This window comes from Leptolyngbya iicbica LK, assembly GCF_004212215.1.
Taxonomy (GTDB): domain Bacteria; phylum Cyanobacteriota; class Cyanobacteriia; order Phormidesmidales; family Phormidesmidaceae; genus Halomicronema; species Halomicronema iicbica.
In genome coordinates this window covers 1,243,777-1,264,596 of record NZ_QVFV01000002.1, presented here as the reverse complement: position 1 = coordinate 1,264,596, position 20,820 = coordinate 1,243,777, and the positions used below count along the sequence as shown (strand labels likewise).

At 51.5% G+C, this 20,820-nt stretch carries 14 protein-coding genes; 6 read left to right on the top strand and 8 right to left on the bottom strand.

Annotation, left to right across the window (positions count from 1 at the left end; all coding sequences use genetic code 11):
* Positions 1–50: 50 nt before the first annotated feature.
* Together DYY88_RS12625 and DYY88_RS12620 are read right to left on the bottom strand one after the other, a co-directional pair.
* On the bottom strand, positions 51–680 hold the full coding sequence (locus DYY88_RS12625) for a tyrosine-type recombinase/integrase (protein ID WP_044151280.1): 630 nt from the start codon (positions 678–680) through the stop codon (positions 51–53).
* Between the two features lie 169 nt (positions 681–849).
* Positions 850–4,833: an AAA-like domain-containing protein gene (locus tag DYY88_RS12620; protein ID WP_039727573.1), complete on the bottom strand. Its 3,984-nt coding sequence runs from the start codon at positions 4,831–4,833 to the stop codon at positions 850–852.
* Positions 4,834–5,184: 351 nt separating this feature from the next.
* Here DYY88_RS12620 and DYY88_RS12615 point away from each other — a divergent pair, with 351 nt between their 5' ends.
* Both DYY88_RS12615 and DYY88_RS12610 read left to right on the top strand, forming a co-directional pair.
* Positions 5,185–5,451, top strand: coding sequence for a hypothetical protein (locus DYY88_RS12615; RefSeq protein ID WP_130199421.1), 267 nt, complete (start codon positions 5,185–5,187; stop codon positions 5,449–5,451).
* 241 nt (positions 5,452–5,692) lie between these two features.
* Complete coding sequence (locus DYY88_RS12610) at positions 5,693–5,926, top strand: hypothetical protein (RefSeq protein ID WP_039727576.1); 234 nt, start codon at positions 5,693–5,695, stop codon at positions 5,924–5,926.
* Positions 5,927–6,147: 221 nt separating this feature from the next.
* On the opposite strand, the gene istB is transcribed toward DYY88_RS12610, so the two are convergent.
* From istB to DYY88_RS12590, 4 genes are all read right to left on the bottom strand, one after another.
* Positions 6,148–6,918, bottom strand: a complete 771-nt coding sequence (gene istB / locus DYY88_RS12605) for an IS21-like element helper ATPase IstB (protein ID WP_039723441.1) — start codon at positions 6,916–6,918, stop codon at positions 6,148–6,150.
* A gap of 39 nt (positions 6,919–6,957) precedes the next feature.
* Positions 6,958–8,502, bottom strand: coding sequence for an IS21 family transposase (gene istA, locus DYY88_RS12600; protein WP_039723440.1), 1,545 nt, complete (start codon positions 8,500–8,502; stop codon positions 6,958–6,960).
* Positions 8,503–8,951: 449 nt separating this feature from the next.
* On the bottom strand, positions 8,952–13,043 hold the full coding sequence (locus DYY88_RS12595; protein WP_130199420.1) for an AAA-like domain-containing protein: 4,092 nt from the start codon (positions 13,041–13,043) through the stop codon (positions 8,952–8,954).
* 109 nt (positions 13,044–13,152) lie between these two features.
* Entirely contained in the window at positions 13,153–14,454 is a 1,302-nt protein-coding gene (locus DYY88_RS12590) for an AAA-like domain-containing protein (RefSeq protein WP_052288479.1), read from the bottom strand.
* A gap of 303 nt (positions 14,455–14,757) precedes the next feature.
* On the opposite strand from DYY88_RS12590, the gene DYY88_RS12585 reads away from it, so the two are divergent.
* Both DYY88_RS12585 and DYY88_RS12580 read left to right on the top strand, forming a co-directional pair.
* Entirely contained in the window at positions 14,758–15,324 is a 567-nt protein-coding gene (locus DYY88_RS12585; protein WP_039727577.1) for a hypothetical protein, read from the top strand.
* A gap of 207 nt (positions 15,325–15,531) precedes the next feature.
* Positions 15,532–15,759, top strand: coding sequence for an NfeD family protein (locus DYY88_RS12580; RefSeq protein WP_039727579.1), 228 nt, complete (start codon positions 15,532–15,534; stop codon positions 15,757–15,759).
* Between the two features lie 50 nt (positions 15,760–15,809).
* Here DYY88_RS12580 and DYY88_RS12575 read toward each other — a convergent pair whose 3' ends face one another.
* The gene (locus DYY88_RS12575; RefSeq protein ID WP_130199419.1) at positions 15,810–17,687 is read right to left on the bottom strand and encodes a hypothetical protein; all 1,878 of its coding nucleotides are present in this window, start codon (positions 17,685–17,687) and stop codon (positions 15,810–15,812) included.
* Between the two features lie 321 nt (positions 17,688–18,008).
* Here DYY88_RS12575 and DYY88_RS12570 point away from each other — a divergent pair, with 321 nt between their 5' ends.
* Positions 18,009–18,689, top strand: a complete 681-nt coding sequence (locus tag DYY88_RS12570) for a hypothetical protein (protein WP_163685950.1) — start codon at positions 18,009–18,011, stop codon at positions 18,687–18,689.
* Positions 18,679–19,935 carry a hypothetical protein gene (locus DYY88_RS12565; RefSeq protein WP_039727585.1) on the top strand — a complete coding sequence of 419 codons (1,257 nt, stop codon included), beginning with the start codon at positions 18,679–18,681 and terminating at the stop codon, positions 19,933–19,935. The genes DYY88_RS12570 and DYY88_RS12565 overlap by 11 nt, the downstream gene beginning before the upstream one ends.
* Positions 19,936–19,997: 62 nt before the next feature.
* Here DYY88_RS12565 and DYY88_RS12560 read toward each other — a convergent pair whose 3' ends face one another.
* The gene (locus tag DYY88_RS12560) at positions 19,998–20,807 is read right to left on the bottom strand and encodes a formylglycine-generating enzyme family protein (protein ID WP_039727587.1); all 810 of its coding nucleotides are present in this window, start codon (positions 20,805–20,807) and stop codon (positions 19,998–20,000) included.
* Positions 20,808–20,820: the final 13 nt, after the last annotated feature.

Sequence of the window (20,820 nt, the reverse complement as noted above, 5' to 3'; positions counted from 1 at the left end):
GAGCGACATCGCCAGGAGTGCCGGAGAGGAGGCGATGTCGTCGTCCATCATCAATCCTGCCAGAAATCCCTGAAGCGCCCCGGTGACAGCTCCGTATATTTCACAGTGTGCTGAATATTGCGGTGGCCTAGATACGCTTGAATCGCCCGCGTGTCATGCCCCTTGGCGGCCAGGTAGTATCCGCAAGCATGGCGTAACTGATGAGGATGCACCGGAAACGGCAACTTCGCCGCTTTCCCCGCTCGCTGAATGATGTTGTGCCCCGTGCGCTCCGTCATCGGGCCACCCCGCTCCGTTACAAACAGGTAGGGCGTGTTGGGATAGTCCCGCTGGAGCTGCCGCAGCGATCGCAACTCTGGCCCTCGTAACGGATGAGTCGCCGGCGTCCCTTTCTTCCGTCGTGCCACATGGAGAACACCGGCTTTCAGATCCACCTGGTCCCACCGTAGGGCGATCGCCTCTGATACTCGAAAGCCGTGGCGATACATGATCATGATCAAAGTCGAATCGCGATGACCGTGGCGGCCGATTTTCTTCGCGGCCTGGATGAGCTGATCGACTTCGTCGGGGGTGAGGTGCTCGCGAGATCGCACCTCGTCATTTTTCGGTTTACGGGGTGGCTGATTAAGTGGCTCTTCAAACTTTGCCGAAAATGATGTTTGGGCGGTTTTGTCTGACATGTCTCTAATTACTGAAGCGTCGTTGCTGACTTAGATGAACATTGCCGAAAACGAGCATTTTCGGCAATGCTTCTCATTCAGCTCTTAGCAAAGCGGCGTTGCAATGCATCCGTATTGTGTCAGGCAGCGCGAGAATTTAACTGGCGCGCGGTAGACACATAGAGGTCTGTCAGTCACTCGTGGTGGTTGTTTGCTCTAGGGGAGGGAGACCACAAAGGGCGCGATCTTCGTCAGAGCGATCGGGGTTGTTCATCAGGTAAGGAGTGAGGCGATCGCAGGCGTCCGTTATGAGTTCATCGAGGTTTGAAGTGGTATATACAGTAGCAAGGTCTAAAAAATGGTTATTGCTTAAAGGATTTCGCTGCAGATTGGCTATCAATGTCCAATCCTTATTGAAAGAACCGTGTACGCTATACTCTGCAATCTGCTGTCCGTTTAACAACCAAATCCCTACGACACCATCCCTATCAGTGATAGCAAAGTGGTTTCCATCAGGACTATATTGAATTTCACTAATACCATTCAGATTGATTTCAAAATGCGAAACTACATTATTATCTAAATTCCACAGCTGTACACTACCATCAGCACTACCTATCAGAACTTGATTTCTGTTAGGACTAAACTTTATATGGGGGGCTTGATTTTGAATCTCTGTCTCAAGTACTTTATTGCCATTTAGCTCCCATATTTTTATTTTCGAATCTCCTCCAGTTGTGGCAAAAAGATTTCCATTCGGACTAAATGTAGCTTTGTAGACCTCATCATCGTGTGCTTCTATTTCTGTAGCCTTACCTAATTTTAGATTCCATATACGAGCAATCCCATTTTCGCTAGTAGTTATAGCAAAATCTCCATCTGAGCTGAATGCAACTTCCGGAAAGCGCTGACTTTGCCCTGAAATAAGTGATATTTGATTTCCTCTTAGGTCCCAGATAGGTACTGTTCCATCTGAGGAAACACTATATATACAATTACAATCAGTGTTAAATCTTCCTAAAAGAGGCCCGTCGTTAGGGTTTGTCATCATTGACATCAATTCTGCATCACTACTCCAGAGCCACATCCGATTTTCTCCAGCAATCTCTACTGTTAGAATCGAGTATTCATCGTCATGAAAGAAAACCTCATTGATATGAAGAATGTCATTTTCTGGTAGCTTAGGAGAAGGGCGTTTAACAGGTTTAAGTCGACCATTCTGAATTTCCCAAGAAAATATTTGCTTATCACCGATGCCGGTAGAAACAATAAAATTTTCGTTTGGGCTGAATACTGTTGGAGTAATGGGGCCTTGATGTCCTTCCGTAGATTCGCTTATTTCTCTTAGATCCCAGAGCCTCACCACACCCTCAGAAGAGGTTGTGGATAAGTATGTGCTTTTTGAGTTGAATTTCAAATCTTTCACGGCAAACTGATGACCATCCATAACAGTAATCTGATTACCTTGTAAGTCCCAGAGTATTACCTTGTTGCCATTATTTCCGGTGGCAATGAGATCCCCTCGATTATTAAATGCAGCCTTTGTGATCACACCTTCATGACCTTCCATAAGTGCAGTTTGATTACCATCAAGATCCCATAAACTCATGAATCCATTTGCTTCTCGCAATAGTATAGTGTCGCCTTCAGGATTGAAATTAGCGTTGTCAAAAGCCCATTTTTCTGGATAGAAATCAGCAACTTTAGTGCCTTCAAAGTTCCATAATTCTGCAAATCCGTCTAAGATTATAATGAAGTTATTGTCATCAGTGTTAGGAATAATTTCACTTATCTCGCCATGAACTTGCTTTGATAACCTTTGATTCCCTTCTAAATCCCAAATAAATATCCATCCATCATCTGTACTTGCCAGGATGTGGGTTCTGTCATGACTAAACTTGATAGAAGAAATTGTTTTTTTGTTCGTCTCCAGATTAACTATTTTGTCCTCTAAAAAATCAAGAATATAAGCATTACTTTGCGCTCTTCTCAATAAAACTATTTTGCCATTCGAGCCGAATATTAATTCCTCAATGGGATCAGTCTCATTTCCTAATGTTGATACCCTACTCCCTTTAGAATCCCATATGTTTAATATTCCGTTCTGCTCAAGTATCCCAAAGTTTTTCCCATTTGGACTAAACGAAATATTAGTGATTGGACTTATACTATTCATGGTTTTTATAAGGCTGCCATCTATGCTTAAGATACGTATAGCGTCATCTTTGCTAGCTGTAACAATGTACTCTCCATTGGGGCTTATATTTGCTCGATTGATTAAATCTTCATGTCCCTTGAATTGAGTGATTAAGTTTCCTTCTAAGTCCCATAGGCCTATATCTCCATGCTCATTCATGATCGTAAGCACCCTATTTCCTTCGGGTGTGAACTCCGTCAAAGTGGTTGGCTGCTCAACAGCTCCTTTGAAGCTAGGTAAAAGTATTTCTTTTTTTTGCTCTAAACTCATTTGTAGTGCAAGGATTGGACTGCTTGCCAGATGATTTCCGTTGGATTCTTTATAGATCTGAACAGCTCTATGAGCGGCTCTAAATGCATCCCAAAGTGCTGCTGTTTCTCTTAGCGAGAACTTTTCTTGAGCTGCTAATCCAGCCCTTTCCAATTGGGCTACTTCGCGAACTACATCCAAGTCATCGCGAGCGTTGTTAAAGAGAACGATCGCGCTCAATGCAAATGCACCACCAACGAGCGAAGCAATGAGTGTAGCCACTGCGATTCGAGAGCGGTTGCGGATGCGGCGGTTTTGTTTTTGGATCTGAGCTTCTGCTTCCTGATTAAACTGTTCGAGAGCCTGCTGGCGCGCTTCAATTTCTTGCTTTAGGGCTTCTGATCGCTCCAACGCTGATTTCACGTCGCGATTTTCTGCGGCTTGGCTTTCTCGCAGGTAGCGGTCATCCAGATCGCTGAGTCCTTTGCCTTTGGCCCAGGCTTCAGCTTCAGTCAACGTTTGTCCCCGCAAAAGTCGAGACTCATCGGTACAGCCAGAGGTCATCCAGGCCTGGAAGCTTTCGGCATAGGGGCGCAAGCTCTCCAGTGTCGTTTGTACCCAGGCGATGTCAAAGATTTGGGCATAGGTGGGATTGAAGACTCTTAGATCGCCATTGGAGCTGACGACTAATCCTGATAGTCGCAGTTCCATATGAGGGTCGCTGTTTTCTTTAGGAATTGAGCCTTGCGTCAGAATCTGCTCGTACATGCCTAGTAGACGGTTAGCTAGATGCTCACGGCGCAGGAGGCGATCGCGCATCGTTTTGAAGTGTGCTTGCTCGTCGGAGGTTTCCCAGTTGTGAATGAGTTGGCGCTGCATTAAATCGGCAACCGCAACAGCGGCTTCCCCCTTGCCAATCCAAGGTAAGGAATCGGCTTCCATGGCCTTTTCTTGCACTAACGCACAGAGACGCTGAGTCAGGTAAGGTTGTCCCCCGGTCCAGTAGAAGATTTTAGCAAGGACTTGCTGCGGCTCGGCCACCCAGCCCGATAAACCGTCGGCGAGTCTAGTGGCTCGATCCAGAGTCAGGGGTGTTAGTTCAATAGCCTGCCCGATATTAAAGGGGGTACGGGAGCTGTCGCGGATGAGTTGAGAGGGCGTAGTCACCCCCAGCAGGACAAAGGTTAGACGGCGATAAGCGGCATTATCGACCTGGCGGTTATAGCAGGCGCGGATCAGGGCAAAGAAGTCGCTGGCAGGAAAGGACAGCGACAGCACGCTATCAATCTCGTCAATGAAAATCACGATGCGCTGGTCAGGAATTTGTACCAGCAGCACATCTTCAATGAAGCGATGAAGACGAAAAACAGGAGTCACTTCTACCTGTTTTTCGAGCCAGGCATCGACTTCTTGGGCAGGGAGTAGATCAAGGCAGCGATTCAGTTCGCCAATGAGAGAGCGATACCACTGGGCCGCTGATACTTCTTCGGTTCCCAGGGTGCTGAGATCGATCGCGGCACAGCGGATGCCTTCCGCCTTGAGGCGATTCTCCGTTTGCACTCGCAGGCTTGATTTGCCCATTTGCCGACTATTAAACACATAGGCGAATTTGCCTGCTTTCACCGCTTGATAGATCGCCTCGTCAGCCGCTCGCTGGATATAGGTGGGCGCATCAGCCGCCAGGCTACCCCCGGCTTGAAATTCATAGTCGTAGTTCGGGCTGGTCATGGTTCAACAGAAATTCGAGTGACTGAGGGAAAAGGTGTGACTTCGCGAGCGTGTCTTGCAGTAGCCGTCGCCAGTGTCCAAGACATGATGTTTCAACGCATAGGCCACAGCAACAACTACAGTGCCAAGTCACTTAAATCGGCAAAACGGACTTGGCTCATCTCTCTGTTTTAGAGCAGATTTCCAGTTCCTCACGATCTGTGAGGGAATTCTCACAAGTCGCTCCCACTTGGCCTGCAGCATCGGCCAGTGTGAGATCTCTTCAGCTTGCTGTGAGTCATCCCTCTCGTATCAGAGATTGGCTTCTTTTCATCACAACCTAATGGTGTGGTCAATCAAGAGGAACTGCTAATGACCTGTCCTTACACCGATAAAACTAGACCTACCAGTGGCACTGTTCCGCCGATTTGCCCTTATGCACAGCAGCAGCGACTGAGCGGTTTAAGCATCTTGCTGGCGATTGGCGTCGTGGTGTTAACGATCGCTGTCTTGATGGATTTACGCCCGACCGTTTGTCAGGTGATCGCCCCGGCTCCGCCCGATGCTGTCGAGGCAGCCCCCTCTCAACAGGCTCCTGCCGATGCCGACGGTATCAAGTTTTGGCCTGAAAACGAATAACTCACGTACCGCCTTGGTCAGGGTGCCTACCTAGTCCTTTCAAACCCGACCTGCCATGAACTGTTCAATCTGTTATCTCCAATTGCTGTATTGCTCCTGCCCCGTTCGTAGAAGCGCGGCTAAGCCTTCCCTACCAATTTCTAAACCAGTCCCACAGCCTCCGGTGTCTGATCAGGATGACCTGGAAGCCCTGTGGCTCCTAGAACTGCTCATGCGTCCGGCTTAATTCTGGAGACAACCCATGAAGACATCTGCGCCCTACGGTTGGCTGCTGCGAATTACCGCGAAGGCTTTGAAATATTTTCTGTTGAGTTTGGCAGGCTTCACGATCGCTTACTTTGGGGCGATCTCCCTTGACCTAGCTGACGTCACCTATCTGCTGACCTGGTTACTGGAGCACCTTGTGCCACGGGTATTGGCTTTGCTGATGTGCTTGGGAACCACTGCCATCATTGTTGAATCGCTGCGCCACTGAGTTTGACCAACGTAATCCTTAACCTACGAGGCATCATGATGAAAAGAACTTTGGCTCCAAATCAATTCTTTCCGCCCCTGCGTATTCTCCTCACTTCGGCACCGAGTTGCATCAACTTCGGCCCCCCCTGAAAACCTGAGCGAATTTCGCCGTCGTCGGGCAGGTCAATTTCATTATGTCGTCAGTTGACGAGTTGGTGACGACAATGATGAACGGCATTTCTAAGCCATGGCGTTTTCCTCCGCAATAAGATCAGTCTGCCCTTGGAGAGGACTGGTGAGTTTGCGCATGGACTCGCCTTTGAGGGTCAACCGTAAAGAGTCGTGGACCAAACGGTCGAGAATGGCATCGGCTAACGTCGGGTCTTGAATTTGGGGATGCCATTGGTTCACTGGAAACTGGGTAGCCAGCAAACAAGAGGAGCGCCGATAGCGGTCATCGAGGAAGTCGAGAACCTCCCGTGCATCATTGGGCGAGAGGGCATCGCGGAGCCATTCATCCAGGATGATCAGGTCAAAGGCTGCAAGTTGCTTGCGGAGTTTCGGGAACGAGCCGTCGACCTTGGCAAACTTCAGTTCCGAGAGGAGTTCAGCGGTTTTGAAATAGCGCACGTTATACCCTTGCTTACAGAGATGGTCCGCTAATACGCAAGCCAGAAAGGTCTTACCCACGCCCGTCGGTCCCATGAAAATGAGGTTGAGATGCTGACTCAACCACTGCCCCTGTGCCCATTCCAGGAATTGGGTTTTCTTCAACCCCCGAGCCACCTGAAAATCAACGGCTTCTAAGGTGGCCGGGGTGGAGAGGTGGGCTTGCTTGAGCCGTCGTTGCAGCCGTTGGTGCTGTCGCCGCAGATACTCGCGCTCAACCAACAGGGCGAAACGTTCATCAAAGGTGAGGTCATGGTAAGTGGATTGTCCCTGTTGCTCTTGCCAGGCCTCCAGCAAGCCAATGAGGCGGAGGGTTTTCAATTGGTCTAAAGTTTGTTGCATCGGTCAAAACTCTCAGTTGTAGATCAGCAGTTGTCGTCGTTATTGGTAATAGTCCGCGCCCCGCACGTTGTCATGACAAGCTGAGGGCACTTGAGGCACTTCAACGAGTGACGGTGGTTGGTCAATCCGGGCTTTGAGAATGGCTTTGAGGCGTCGATATCCCACAAGGGCAAAGGTATTGGCGTGCCGACAGGCATCCTCTAACCGCTGGGGGCCATAGCGAGTGGCTAAGGACTGTAAGCCTTTGAGAGTCCGAAAGGCTTGTTCTTCATGGGCTTTGGCGGCAAAGATATCAGTCACCTGACGGTGAGTGTGGGGGCCCACTTGCTGCGCCCAGGCTAAGAACGTCTCTTTCGACTGACGTTTGTAAGCCCAATGCTCCGGCGGCATATGCTCGGGCAACGTTGTATGACGATAGGGGGCACTTGAGCGCGGATGAACGGCAATGCGGCGATGGTCATAAAAGACTTCCACCAAGCTTTCGCTGATTTTGACGCTGACCTCACGGCGCACAAACCAGTAGGGCACGGAGTAGTAGTGTTTATCGACTTCCAGGTGATAATCCAAGTTCACCTTGGCCTGTTTCCAACGCGCAAACACAAAGGGGCGAGCGGGCAAGGGCTGCAACGCGGGTTGATCAACTTGTTCAAACAGGTCATGACGGGAACAGCCATAGCTTTTCATCAGCCGATGATTGAGCTGCTCTAAGCGGGCTCGAATCGCCTCATTCAGCTCACTGAAACTGGTGAAGCGTTGATGACGCAACGGGGCGAGAATCTGCCGCTCAATCTCCTGGACCGCTTTTTCCACTTTGGCCTTATCCCGAGGTTTCCTCGAGCGAGCGGGCAGAATCGCCACTTGATAGTGCTCAGCAAAGGCTTGATAGCTTTGGTTAACGCCGGGTTCATAGCGACACGGATCTGTGACACCGGATTTCAGGTTGTCGGGGACGATGGCTTTGGGCACGCCTCCGAAGAAGGCTAACGCTCGCTCATGGGAGCCAATCCAGTGCGCTAAGGTTTGCGTCGGCGTCGCTTCGGCAAAGGTGTAGTTACTGGCCCCCAGGCAGGCCACAAAGATTTGGGCACTCTGGCAGGTGCCGCTCACCGGGTCGTGGACGCTTACCGTCTGACCACAGTAGTCGACAAACAACTTCTCGCCACCCTGATGAAGCTGACGCATCGAGAGGTTTTGCTGGGCTTTCCAATGGCGATAACGACGACAAAAGTGACCGTAGCTCAGGTTCCAACGTTGCTGGTCCAGCCCTTCTTGCCACAGTAGGGCTAGCGTCACGCCTTTACCTTGCAACTCACGATGCACCGCCGCAAAGTCAATGACCCTCTGGTCACCGGAAGGCGGTTTACCTTTGCCCAGTTGGGCTTGGGCTTCACTATCACTGAGTTGACACAACTCGGCATAGCGCAGGCCTTTACCGGTCGCACGTCGGATATAGTCCTGCACGGTGGAACGGGCAACCGAGCAGCTTTGCGCAATTTCGCTCTGGTTGTAGCCTAACTCATGCAGGCGGATAATTTCTCGAAATTTCACCATCGGCAATTGGGCTCCTTGACCACTTCGTCTCATGGGGGTGCTCTGCTCCCTGACGCTGGATTGAGCGCAGGGTATAAGCACTTCCTCAGGGCTGGACACGACCTGCCGAAGTTGGCGTTATTTAGGTGCCGAAGTTGATGTCATTCGGGTGCCGAAGTTGGGGGCATTTTGCAGCCCCATCAGATTGATCGTCAACAACCGAATGAAGTTCTCCTAAAACGTTTACCTAAGCTGCGAATCGCTGTGTTGTTAGTGTTATTGGCGGGGTATGTGTGGGCGACCGCTGAAAGGCCACTAGAAGATCGACATCAGGCTAGCGGCTCTTGGTATGAAGCCGCAGCTACGTCCCTGCCGAGCCAAGATTCACATCCCTCATAGCTTGCTGTTCGTCGGTAACGGAGATGGAATGATGGAAAAGCCGTATACCTTCAGTGGAGCGACGCACAGATTTCAGGATTTACAGGACTCATCTGGAAAGGTACTTACCAATATGCCGCACAGCCCTCGCGTAAATCAGCCCAACGATATTGATTCCACTCCAATTCCAGGTAGCTGCGCAGCCAGCGACAGCTCTGTCCCAAATACGTATACACCGTTTCCCCAGACAATAGTGACTCTCCAACCAATTGCCGGTAATATATCCCTGCCAAAGGCCACACTTTTGCCATTCCATCCTTAGACGCAGTGATGATATGTTCACCGTCATAGCTAAAGGCTGCATGAACTACATCCTCTGTATGACTTTTTAGGGTAGCTACTTCGGTGCCATCGAGAGACCATACCCGCGCTGTGTTATCCCAGGATGCAGTAACAATGACCTCACCACCGGGGCTAAAGGCTGCGTGAGCTACCTCATTGTTATGAAGAAAGATGGCAGTTACGTTACCGTCGAGGGACCACATGCGTGCCGTGCCATCTTTTGATGCAGTGACGATGCGCTCACTACTAGGACTAAAAGCGGCGTGAACCACCGGTCTCTCATGGTCTTCTAGGGTAGCTACTTCGGTGCCATCAAGAGACCATACTCGCGCTGTGTTATCCCAAGATGTAGTGACAATATGCTCACTATCAGGGCTAAAGGCGGCATAAACCACCAATGCTTCGTGGCCTTCTAGGGTAGCTACTTCATTGCCATCGAGGGACCATACTCGCGCTGTGTTATCCAAGGATGTAGTGACGATATGCCTACCGTCAGGGCTGAAGGCGGCATAAACCACCAATGCTTCGTGGCCTTCTAAGGTAGTGACTTCATTGCCATCGAGGGACCATATCCGCGCCGTTCCGTCCCTCGACGATACAGTGACAACGTGCTGCCCAGCAGGGCTAAAGGCTACATAATCAACTTCTTTATCATGGCGTTGTAGAGTAGCGACTTCATTGCCATCAACGGACCATATCTGCACCGTTCCGTTCCTCAATACAGTAACGATGCGCTCTCCATTAGGGCTAAACACTGCACGAACGACCTCGTTTAGGCCTCCTAGGTTAGCGACTGAGATGCCATTGGAAGACCACAATCGTGCCGTGCCATCCTTATACACAGTGACAATGTGCTGATCGCTAGGGCTAAAGGCGGCATGAGCGACCTCGCTATTTGGACCTTCTAGGTTGACGACAGAGATGTCATCAATAGACCATATCCGTGCTGTACCATCTTTTGATGCAGTAACGATGTTTTCTCCATCAGGACTAAAATCCGCATGAACTACCCAAGCACTGTGACCTTGTAAGGTAGCGACTTCAGTGGCTTCATTGTCATCGAGGGACCATACTCGCGCTGTTCCGTCCCTCGATGCAGTAACGATGCGTTTACCGTCTGGGCTAAAATCCGCGTGAACTACCGCGTCTTCATGACTTCCTAGGGCAGCGACTTCAGTGACTTCATTACTATCGAGTAACCATACTCGCGCCGTTCCGTCCCTCGATGCAGTAACGATGCGCTTACCGTCTGGGCTAAAATCCGCGTGAACTACTGCGTCTTCATGACTTCCTAGGGTGGCGACTTCAATGGCTTCATTCCCTTCAAGAGACCATACTCGCGCCGTTCCGTCCCAAGATGCAGTAACGATGCGCTCTCCATTAGGGCTAAAATCCGCGTGAACAACATCGTTTCCATGGCCTCTTAGAGTGTTAATGGAGCTACCATTGAACGACCATACTTGTGCCGTGCCATCCTTTGATGCAGTGACGATGCGTTCACCGCTGCTGATGTGATGAACATCTTGGCTGTGCCCTCTTAAAACAGTAACCTCATTGCCATCGAGAGCCCACACCCTTGCCGTGCCATCTTTAGAAGCCGTGACAATACGCTCACCATTAGGGCTAAACACTGCACGAACGACCTCGTCCTCATGACCTTTAAGAATGGTGACTTCATTGCCATCGAGAGCCCACACCCTTGCCGTGCCATCTTTAGAAGCCGTGACAATAAGCTCACCATTAGGGCTAAACACCGCGTGATTAACCTCGCCCCTATGGCTTTGCAGGGGGATCTGATGCCGTGTGCGGTTGACTAGAGCTTTTAAGGCTTTCGCTGGCTCTTGAGCCAGTAGTTTATGGTCGCAGTCATCTTTTCCTAGCTGCCGACAGATTTCTATAAGCTCTTCGGTAAGTGTGCTGATGCTCATGCTTAACGCGGTTGCCGAAGCTAAAGCCCCAATTGGCGTCCTGATACCGATGCTCCGGACCGCTACCCCATCTAATTCGAGCTGTTTCACTTGCTGGTATATCTCCGCTTCTCGGCGGGTTAATGTGCTAACTTTCTGCGCCTCCCCTTTTTCCACTTGGGCCGCCTCGGCCTCGGCGTTTGCCTTTCTAGCTTGAGCTACTGCTTCCAGCTGTTGCCTTTCGGCTTGCTGCCGCTGCTGTTCAGCCGCTTGTGCCGTTGCCTGTGCTGTTTTTTCAGCTTCTTCCAGTTCCTCTAAGCGGGTTTCATTCTCCTGTAAGCGCTGCTGGCTCTCTGTAAGTTGCTGATCAGCCCCTTGGGCTTCATCTATAGCTCTTTGGGTCTCCTCTCGTGCCGCTTGCAATTCTGCTTGGGCGCTTCCCAACTGTGAATAGGTGCCAAGCGCTAATCCCCCCCCGATCACTGAAGCAATTAGCAACCCTGTGGCCCACACTGATCGCCGCTGGAGCTTTTTTTGGCTTTCCTGATTTTGACTTTCGAGTTCCTGCCGTTGGATCTCAATTTCTTGAATTTTCGCTTGTCGTTCCTCAATGTTCTCATTGAGTTGAGTAGCCATTTGCTCCAAAGCGAGTCGTACTTTACGGTTTTCCAGAGCTTGGCTTTCCCGCAAATAACGATCGTCCAAGGCACTTAAGCTTTTATCTTTGGACCAAGCCTCAGCATCAATTAAGTCTTGTCCCTGTAACAAATAAGACTCATCGATAAAATTGGAAACCGTCCAAGCATGAAAATCTTCTGCATAGGGGCGCAAGCTAGCCAACATCTGCTGCACCCATACGGCATCAAAAATTTGGGCATAAATGCGGTTAAACACTTGCAAATGGTTATTCCGACTCACCACCAGCCCCGCCAGCCGCAACTCGCGATGGTCGGCAATATTGCGCTTAGGCACCACGGCCCCCTGCAAAATGTTTTCATACTCTCCCAACAGCCGACTGGCCAGTTGCTCCCGCTGCAACAGCCGTTTGCGAATTGTCTTCAAGTGATCCTGGTCATCCTGAGCTTCCCAGTGCTCAATGATTCGTTGCTCCACCAGGCGAGTCACCATCGCCGACTCCTCGCCCGCCTGAATCCAGGGCTGGCTCTCGGTCTCCATTGCGGCTTCATGCACTTCCTTACAGAGTCGCTGGGTCAGGTAGGGTTGCCCTCCCGTCCACTCAAAAATCTCTGCTAATACTTGCGATGGGTCTGCCACCCAACCGGCCAGTCCCGCCGCCAGCTTAGGTGTGGCGCGGGCCAAAGCCAAAGGCGTCAGCTCGATTGCCTGACCAATATTAAACGGCGTGCGTGTCACATCTTGAATCAGTTGTGATGGAGTTGTGACCCCCAACAGCACAAAAGTCAGACGCCGATAAATCGGTTCATCGGCCCGCCGGTTATAACACGAGCGAATCCAAGCAAAAAAGTCGTTAGCCGGAAATGTCAACGACAGCACCGTGTCAATTTCATCCACAAAAATGACGATAGGCTGGTCGGTGATGCAAGCCAGCACCACATCTTCGACAAATCTTTCGAGCCGATAAATGGGGGCAACTTCGCGCTGTTCTTCTAGCCAGCGATCAAGAACCTGGGGAGAGAGCAAGTCTCCTAAACGACGATTCAGTTCCCCAATGAGAGTGCGATACCACTGGGCCGCTGAGACTTCCTCAACCCCGAAGGCACTGAGATCGATCGTGGCACAGCAGTAATCCTGCGATCTCAACCGCGTTTCGGTGCGTACCCGCAAACTCGACTTGCCCATTTGCCGACAGTTAAAGACATAGGCAAACTTACGGTCTTTGATGGCTCGATAAAGCGCCTCGTCGGCCTCTCGCTCCACATAGCTAGGGTCATCGGCGGCGAGGCTGCCACCCGCCTGAAATTCATAGTCATAATTGGGGATTGTCATTGTTGGAAGGGGTTGCTTAATGAACAGTCAGCCTGATTAGAGTGAGTATTGGGAATCCAGCACAGTGTTATTGAGAACCCAAAATCTGCCTTTAGGTCTCGCTCAACCTCTACAGATGCGTGCCAAAATACTGGCGATAGAGCTGGCAACTGAGCTCAACCTCGGTGTCATTCCGTTTCACTAGGCCCAGTCCTTCTAGCTGCTTGGCAGGCTTTGCAGCCAAAGTCACTGGTTTTGATGGCGCAGCAACTACCGTCTTAAAGGCCTCAGCCAAGTCATCATGAGCTGTCAGCTTATCCATCAGTGCCTGCAAATGATTGCTATAGATGCCCGTTTGGCTAGTTGCAGTGATCATCACCTGCTCAAACGTCCAGCCATCGTACAGGTGATAGAGCGCCAACTGAATCAGGTGTGGCTGTCCCCCCACCAAACCCATTAGGTCATTGGCTTGATCGATGGTGAAGGTTTTTAACCCATAGCGCCAGGCCAACTCTTGCACTTGGTCAGCTCCAAAGGCCGCCAGCTTAATAGGCGTACCCACATTAAACGGCGACTGATTGAGGTCAAAATCGATATAGACCTCCGTGGCATAAACCACCACCTGACGAAACTGCTGCCAGCGTTCAGAGCTTTTCGCTTCCTCTGACCAGCCCCGCACCAAACGAAAAAAGGTCTCCGCAGTGGCGGGGTATTCAAACAACAAATCCGCTTCATCAATGCCGATGACGATAGGTTGCTCTAGCTGGTCCAACAGGTAGGACTGCAAATATTGCGAGCAGCTAGAGGCATCGCCCCGCAAATCGCTCCAATAGTCCTCCAGCTTGGGAGGCAAACCCACTTCGTCACTGATTTGCAAACAGAACCACTGCAAGAACCGCCGCACATCTCCCAAGATGCCGCTGCCAGCCCGATATAGCTTCACCGCTGCCGTTTGGCAGCCGTATTCTCTCGCCTGGTGCAGCGTGCGATAAAGCAACGAGGTTTTGCCCGTTTTCCGGGGACCACGAACCCGTACTAGCGCCCCCGGCTTCAACACTTTGAGGGCTCTCTGCTCTGCTGGGGGCCGCTCTAAGTAGTAACGGCTATCCACCAACAATGGCCGCCCTGGAAATTCGGGTTCTTCTGGCTGCGCGGCGAGCAGTTTGGCCTGCCATTGTGTACTCACTTTCTTTGGCTGATGCTGAATAAACGCTTCGACCAGATCGTGGCGGTAAGAGTAAGACTCTCCTTCATCGTTGGTGTAGCCAAATCGCTTGCAGACGTTGGCAATGTGGTGTCGCACATTGGCTGGAGTGCAATGCAGTTCAGTCGCAATCTCTTCGTCGGTCTGAAAGGCCAAAAACGGCCACAGAACATCTTTTTGTCTTGGCGTCAGGGACTCAAAGGATGTCTCAAATTCTTGACGATTCATGGTGTCCAAAGACTAAGGGGCGCTAGAAGCATCTACAAGACAACACGCCTGATCTCAGAAATGTTGTCTCTCTTTTTTTAGCCCTGACTAGAAGCCGTTCCAGATTTGTGAGGGATTTCTCACAGGCATCACAAAACTCCACGCTGGTTTGGTCGTCCGTGCAGGTTAAGCACTTTGGAGTTGGTCTTCCCTTTCATTTCGCCTTCACAGCCACGCCCTGGGTGATAAACGAGATGTCCCGAGGCGGAACTTCAGGTTTCTAACTCGGGATGTCCAACTCACTCAATTAAGAGGACTCAAATCATGACTACTCGTAAATATCTGGCGCTTTTCTTTGCCGCTTCAACGGCGTTGTCCGCAGTGATGGGTACCCCTTTGATGCAAAAAGCCCAAGCAATGCCCGTTAGCCCAGTGACATCAGAAGTTTTGGTAGCCCAAACCAATCCTCTCGATATCCTCTCTGGTCAATTGCAACGAAGCTCTCAGCGCATTGAGGCTTTCGCCCTTGATCTAGCTCGACGCAACAGCCCTAGTAATCTGCGTTGGAACCGCGCCGTCTCCGAATTAAACGTCCGAGAAGGTGTTCTTCAGGTCAATCTTTACGGGCGTGCTCCGGCAATTATTGGTTCACGAAGCGTCCGCTTAAACATCAAATTCCGGATTGGTAACGACCTGGGCTTTGATTATGACAGCTATAGCCTGCATGTTAGCCGCTGCGGTCGTTTTCGGCCTGCTTGCCGGCGAGCTCGGCGACGGGCTAGCCGACAGATTGCGGCGGCATTAGAGGCCAACCGGACTTCTATCGAAAATGCAATCGATCAAGAAGCCCAAAATCTCCTGGCCCCCTTTGTCAGTCCTCGTCGTTTCTAAGACCGCACAAGAAGATTCAGGGTGCGATCTACCTTTCTTCCTTGACAAAGCAAAACCTGCTGTCGCTGCCTTTATGCCCGGTACTGGTTTTGCATGTTCCTAATTACAACTGGTGCATGTTCCTAATTACAACTGGTGCGCTGAAGCTCGCTGACGAGCCAATTATGTCTAGCATCAGCTAATCCACCGTCAAACCTGGAGGCGATTATGTACATTCTCGAAACCACTCAAGCTGAGTTATTTGAACAAACCATGCATGGCGAAGTGGAGCAAACCATTGCAGGGCATCTGCCCGGTCGCGTTAAGGTCATGGGTGTTAGTTGGACAGCTCGTCTCTGTATTCCCGATGGTCGGTATGTATTGCCTTCGGGCACTCCCGTTACTGTCTTTGGTCGTCGTGGAAATACCTTACTGGTGCTGCCTTATGCGCCTTAAAATGCAGTAGTTTTAACCATGAGTTAAGGCATCGAAGCTTTTCATTGCGCTCACTCACTCTTACCCTGCAAATCCCAAGTCGTGGCAGCGCCGCAGATGTCGTCAATGGTTTTCTGTACCTTCACCTCAATTAACCGCATCTTTTGATCCGGGCGGCGCTTGTCATAGATCCGCTCCAGGGTTTCTAGCGTATGCCCCATCGCGGTTGCCAATGACTTAAGCTCCGCCAGAGAACTGCTGGTATCAATCATGTGAACGGCATAAACCGATCGCATCAGGTGGGGGTTCATGTAGCGACGACCAATCTGAGCATGCATAGCCATGCGGTTAAACACGAGCGCAAATTTCGTGCCAAAGTCATTAGTGCGAATAGGTTTGCCGGACTTCGGACCCAGAAAGAGCCAGCCAGCGGGTTGTTCCCCACTGGTGATTTGAGGCTTTAGTAGAGAGGAACGCAGTTCATAGTATTGAAACTGCTCGTTGGGCCGCGCTAAACTGCGACCTAAACTCACCCAGTTGCCCCGTTGATCGCGCCAACACCCCAGCAGATACGCTTCCAGAAAGTCATATAGGGTTTTGCCCCGATAAACCTGCCGGTTCAACACCGTGATGCGCTGGTCTTTGTGGGAGTCACCGCTCTTAGCCGCCCGCGCTGGGGTGTCCTTAAACCAGATGGGCACCCGTTCTAAGTAACGGTTTGCGGGCGGAATGCTGCCGAGATAGGCCCCAAACTTTTCTCCCGTGATGGGGTCAACGTGGACATACTGACGGGTGAGATAGCTGCACTTAATCTCTTCCTTACTCCGGCGGTCTTCCGGCAAGGGCCAAATCCATTCCTCCTCCCGTAGATCGGCTGGTCGGCTTTTGAGGTCACAGGCCATGGCAACTTTGGCACGGCACCATTCGCCAGAGCGACGCGGCGGCATCAGGGTAAAGACAGCCAACAGAATAGCTTCGGCAAAACTATCGGCGATCGCCGTATTTTTTCGTTTTGACCAATGCACCGTGCGATGCTCAGTCCACTGAAAAGCGGGGAGGGTAACCTGGTTAATGACTTGCGGCAAGTCCAGCCACTTCAGATCCAGGGGAATCACGGCCAATTCATTGCTGGAAAGTTCTTTGTAGTAGTTGATGAGTTCGCGCAAGCAGCTCATCACCGGAATATCATTCCCATGCTTGTCGAGATACTGACCGCGATATTGATACTGACAGAGCCGAGTCAGTCTCGCCAAATCACTCTTGATCGTGCTGCTGACGGCTCCCCGCGCACTAATAAACTCGGCGTAGTCTGCGGCCAAGTCTTCAAACGCTTCGATAACTTGTTGGGTTGCCTGCTGATCTTGGCAGTCGGCACGGCCAATGATGGAGTCAAAGGTCAGTGCCTCAAGGGGAATGCCCCGCTCACGATGCAAAAAGCCCCAAAACCGACACACTGATCGCCGGTGCATGTCGCTGGTTGTCTCGCGAACCGACTTCTTCCGGCGCTGCCGCTGCCGAGTTTTTTCCAGATACTCACGGTATTCCTTCAGAGACTGAGCTTGATGAACAGTTAACTCAGTCGCTGTTAGCGCAAATTTGCTGAGGTCGATGCGCCCAGGCCTGAGTTTGGGGCGTTTCCCAATCTTCTCCGGGCGGCGAGGAATTCGCTTCTGTTTTTCAGTGAGTTTTTGGGGATCTTGGAGGATGCCATTTTTGAAGCAAAAACTCACAAAACGTCGAACATGAGAACGGTGAGCAGAGCGCTTTTTCTTTTCCTTTTGTTCGACATCAAAGCCTTTTTCTAGAATCACTTCCCAGTCATATAAACGTTCGACAGGGAGATGACTGAGCGCATATTCTGTATTCGCCTTATCGGCTTGGGTCGCTCTTGCTGAGGTTAAGCGAGGGAAGCCTAGACCTGCCATCCAGTAACGACGGAGGACAGACATTAAATCCCTGAAATGCTGTTGATCGCTCGGCCTCAGGCTCTTTTCGTAGTACTGAAGCGTGGCGTAAATTGTCTGCATCGATTTTGTGGTTTATCTATGTTGTTTGGAGTTATTGCAATATTATCGACCTAAACATTGAGATAATAACAAAAAACGATAACGCTTCAAACTCCTTGTATCTTTCCATTTGAGCGATTTTGTCGAACAAATGGCTATATATAGAAAATCCTTTTATCTAACTCTTGAATGGGTGAAACTATTGCGATTTAGGGATTAGAATCGTTTTTAGAAACCCTGTGGTGATAGTAGCGAGTATCTATGATGTCTTCCCCCAACAGCTGGACGCCTGACTGGCAGGCGGCTCTGGTCAAGGCCAGACTTGGGATAATTGGCTATCGCGAAGGACTCACCGCCCAGGAGTTTGCGGCTCTGGCTGGAGTCAACATCAGGCAGGTAAACCTGCACGCTGCGGCAGGTTTAGAAGAATTCCAACAGCGCTTTGGCAAGCAATGCTCGTTTCATCAGGTGAGCGATTCAAAGTTTCAAGTGGCTCAGCGGGTTTACACATTTGGAGGTGCCATTCGGCCACCAGCGACGAAGCCGCCACTGCCTGGGTTAATGTCTTTACCGCAGTTTTGTCAGCATCAAGAGGTCAAGGACTGGCGGGTGCGGCTCGCGGCGCGTAAGGGGCACTCAGTATTTCGGCAACAGTTTCCCGGCTGGGACTTTATTGAGCTGGAGTATGCAATTGGCTCCTCGATAGCGCGTTGGTTTGGGCCGGTAGAGGACATTGGCGAGCAACCGGATTCCCCCCTCGATGAAACGGCTCTGACGATTTATCGGTTTGCTGATGTGGTGGGTGCCTGCGCCCAAACTGTTCGGACCTTTACCCAAAAAGGCTCTGGCTGTTTTGAGCAACGTTTCCCAGGCTGGAGCTTCCGTCAGCAAGGGAAAAAGGTCGTGTATTGCCGTCAAGTGGAGGAACCGCCTTATGTGCCCTGAGAGTTGGGATGACGAATGGCAGGTGGCATTGTTTGAGGCCAAAATGGGGACGCCGTTTATCAAAGCGGGGATTCCGGCCAGAGAATTTGGGCAACTGGCTGGAATCGGCGGTGGCACGGTCAACCTTCATGCCGCTCGGGGGATTGAGCATTTCCGCGAACACTTTGCGGAGCACTGTGACTTTTGGGAAATTGACAAGACTAAATCGGGACAGTGCGTCCCTTACCAGCGCTTCTTTACGTTTTACGGGGTGTTGCATCCACAAGAACTGCATCGCTATGGGGTGTGGCTGCTGACGCTTGAAGATTTTGCTCAGCGACATCAGGTTGACGTCGCGCAGGTGCAGAGCGCGATCCGGCAGGGGCACGGAGCTTTCCGGGAGCGGTTTGAGGGGTGGGAGTTCTTTACTCGTCGTCCCCACAGTTATGCTCCTTTGGAGTATTGGTTTGGCCGCCTTGAGGATCTGGGGGCTCGTGAGGACGACGCCCCGATACCCGATGACTTTCTTACCACTGAGCAGTTTGCGCGGCTGCAAGGGCTGACGACAGCTGACGTGATGACAGCGGCGCAAGCCGGTAGACGGGGCTTTGAAAGTCAGTTTGCGGGCTGGAGTTTTGTGGGTCTCAATGGGATCAACTTTCGGTTTGTGCGACTGAAAGATGCGGTTGAGTTGTTCACGGTGAAGGATTTTGCTCAGCAGGCGCGTCCTCTATCGAGCGGGCAAATTCGGCGGTTATTGGAAGCCGGGAGCTTTGCCCAGAAGTTTCCTGGGTTCTACGCCAAGCGGGTGAAACATCCCCATGTGGCTTGGCTCATTTTTCGACGGCCGGGGGCTCAGGTTTGGGCACCACCGCCTCAAAGTTTATCGATGCGAGACTTTGCCAACCTAACAAACCTCGCACTGCTGACATTGGGCGTTTACGTTCGTCAGGGGAAATTTGAGCAGTTGTTTCCGGGCTGGCAGGTGGCTGAGCATCCGGCGAATCGGACGCGGTTTTTGTATCCAGCGGCTACGGCTGCCCCGAACCCGCCGCGCACAGCCGTGGAGTTGTATGGCCTGTTATCGATGCGGGAAGCGGGTGAGGCTTTGGGGGTGTGTACGGGTCAGGTGAAGGTATGGGCGAATACGCCCCGGTTGTTGCAGGCGAGGGCTCCAGGGTGGACGGTGGTGCGGCTGACATTTAAGGGCAAGTCGGTGTGGCTGAAGCCGCCGCAGTGCTTATTGTCGGAGCGGCCAGAATGCTGAGAATGAATCCAACAATCGACGCTGCGCGCCCGCAGAGAGCAAGAGGGTAAAAGCACAGAGCGCTACGAAAAGCCTCGGGCGGAGCAACAAACGCGAAAACCGGCATCGACAAGGCGATCTGTGACCGTAAATCCACTTCGACAAGCAGAGCGGCAGCGCCATGGAGAGCCCAGCCATGAGCCACCATGAACCACTCGACGACTTTGGTCACCGCCCTCTGACCAGGCACTACCATTGGTTGGAGCGCCGTCGCGCTTGTTATGCCAGACATCCTGGCACCATTCCCACACGTTGCCGTGCATGTCATATAGGCCAAAGTCGTTAGCGACTTGAAAGCCGCCAACGGAGGTCGTTTCCTCTCGGTACTCACCTTTGGGGCCATCGGCAAAAGCCGAGGTGCCATCGTAGTTCGCAAGTTCAGGGGAGATGGTTTCACCAAAGTGGAATGGGGTGGTGGTGCCCGCGCGACAGGCATATTCCCACTCGGCTTCGCTGGGCAGGCGATAAGGGCGTTGGGTGTACTCGGCCAAACGGGCGCAGAACTCTACAGCTTCGTGCCAGTTCACTTGCTCTACCGGGCGATCTCCCCCCTTAAAGCTTGAAGGCTCTGGCTTGAGTTCAAGCTCCTGCTGAGGTAGCCCAACCACAAACTTCCATTGGGCTTGAGTCACGGGGAACCGCCCCATGAAAAGGCTGGGAACGCTCACTCGATGCTGTGGGCCTTCATTATCCCGACGCTCCGGCTCATCCGCTGGAGAGCCCATCAGAAACTCGCCAGCGGGAATAAGCATCATGTCGAGGCCAAGATCGCCCAGAGGTTCGGTATAGCCTTGGGCCTGGTAGCGAGTGCGCTGGAGGGTGAGTTCGGGCATAGGGGAGGAAGAA

Bases quoted from the DNA above. Each gene is read 5' to 3' on its own strand.
- DYY88_RS12615 (WP_130199421.1), top strand. From the start codon at position 5,185: ATGACCTGTCCTTACACCGATAAAACTAGACCTACCAGTGGCACTGTT.
- DYY88_RS12575 (WP_130199419.1), bottom strand. From the start codon at position 17,687: ATGTCTGTCCTCCGTCGTTACTGGATGGCAGGTCTAGGCTTCCCTCGC.
- istB (WP_039723441.1), bottom strand. From the start codon at position 6,918: ATGCAACAAACTTTAGACCAATTGAAAACCCTCCGCCTCATTGGCTTG.
- DYY88_RS12565 (WP_039727585.1), top strand. From the start codon at position 18,679: ATGTGCCCTGAGAGTTGGGATGACGAATGGCAGGTGGCATTGTTTGAG.
- DYY88_RS12590 (WP_052288479.1), bottom strand. From the start codon at position 14,454: ATGAATCGTCAAGAATTTGAGACATCCTTTGAGTCCCTGACGCCAAGA.
- istA (WP_039723440.1), bottom strand. From the start codon at position 8,502: ATGAGACGAAGTGGTCAAGGAGCCCAATTGCCGATGGTGAAATTTCGA.
- DYY88_RS12610 (WP_039727576.1), top strand. From the start codon at position 5,693: ATGAAGACATCTGCGCCCTACGGTTGGCTGCTGCGAATTACCGCGAAG.
- DYY88_RS12585 (WP_039727577.1), top strand. From the start codon at position 14,758: ATGACTACTCGTAAATATCTGGCGCTTTTCTTTGCCGCTTCAACGGCG.
- DYY88_RS12580 (WP_039727579.1), top strand. From the start codon at position 15,532: ATGTACATTCTCGAAACCACTCAAGCTGAGTTATTTGAACAAACCATG.
- DYY88_RS12595 (WP_130199420.1), bottom strand. From the start codon at position 13,043: ATGACAATCCCCAATTATGACTATGAATTTCAGGCGGGTGGCAGCCTC.
- DYY88_RS12625 (WP_044151280.1), bottom strand. From the start codon at position 680: ATGTCAGACAAAACCGCCCAAACATCATTTTCGGCAAAGTTTGAAGAG.
- DYY88_RS12620 (WP_039727573.1), bottom strand. From the start codon at position 4,833: ATGACCAGCCCGAACTACGACTATGAATTTCAAGCCGGGGGTAGCCTG.
- DYY88_RS12560 (WP_039727587.1), bottom strand. From the start codon at position 20,807: ATGCCCGAACTCACCCTCCAGCGCACTCGCTACCAGGCCCAAGGCTAT.
- DYY88_RS12570 (WP_163685950.1), top strand. From the start codon at position 18,009: ATGTCTTCCCCCAACAGCTGGACGCCTGACTGGCAGGCGGCTCTGGTC.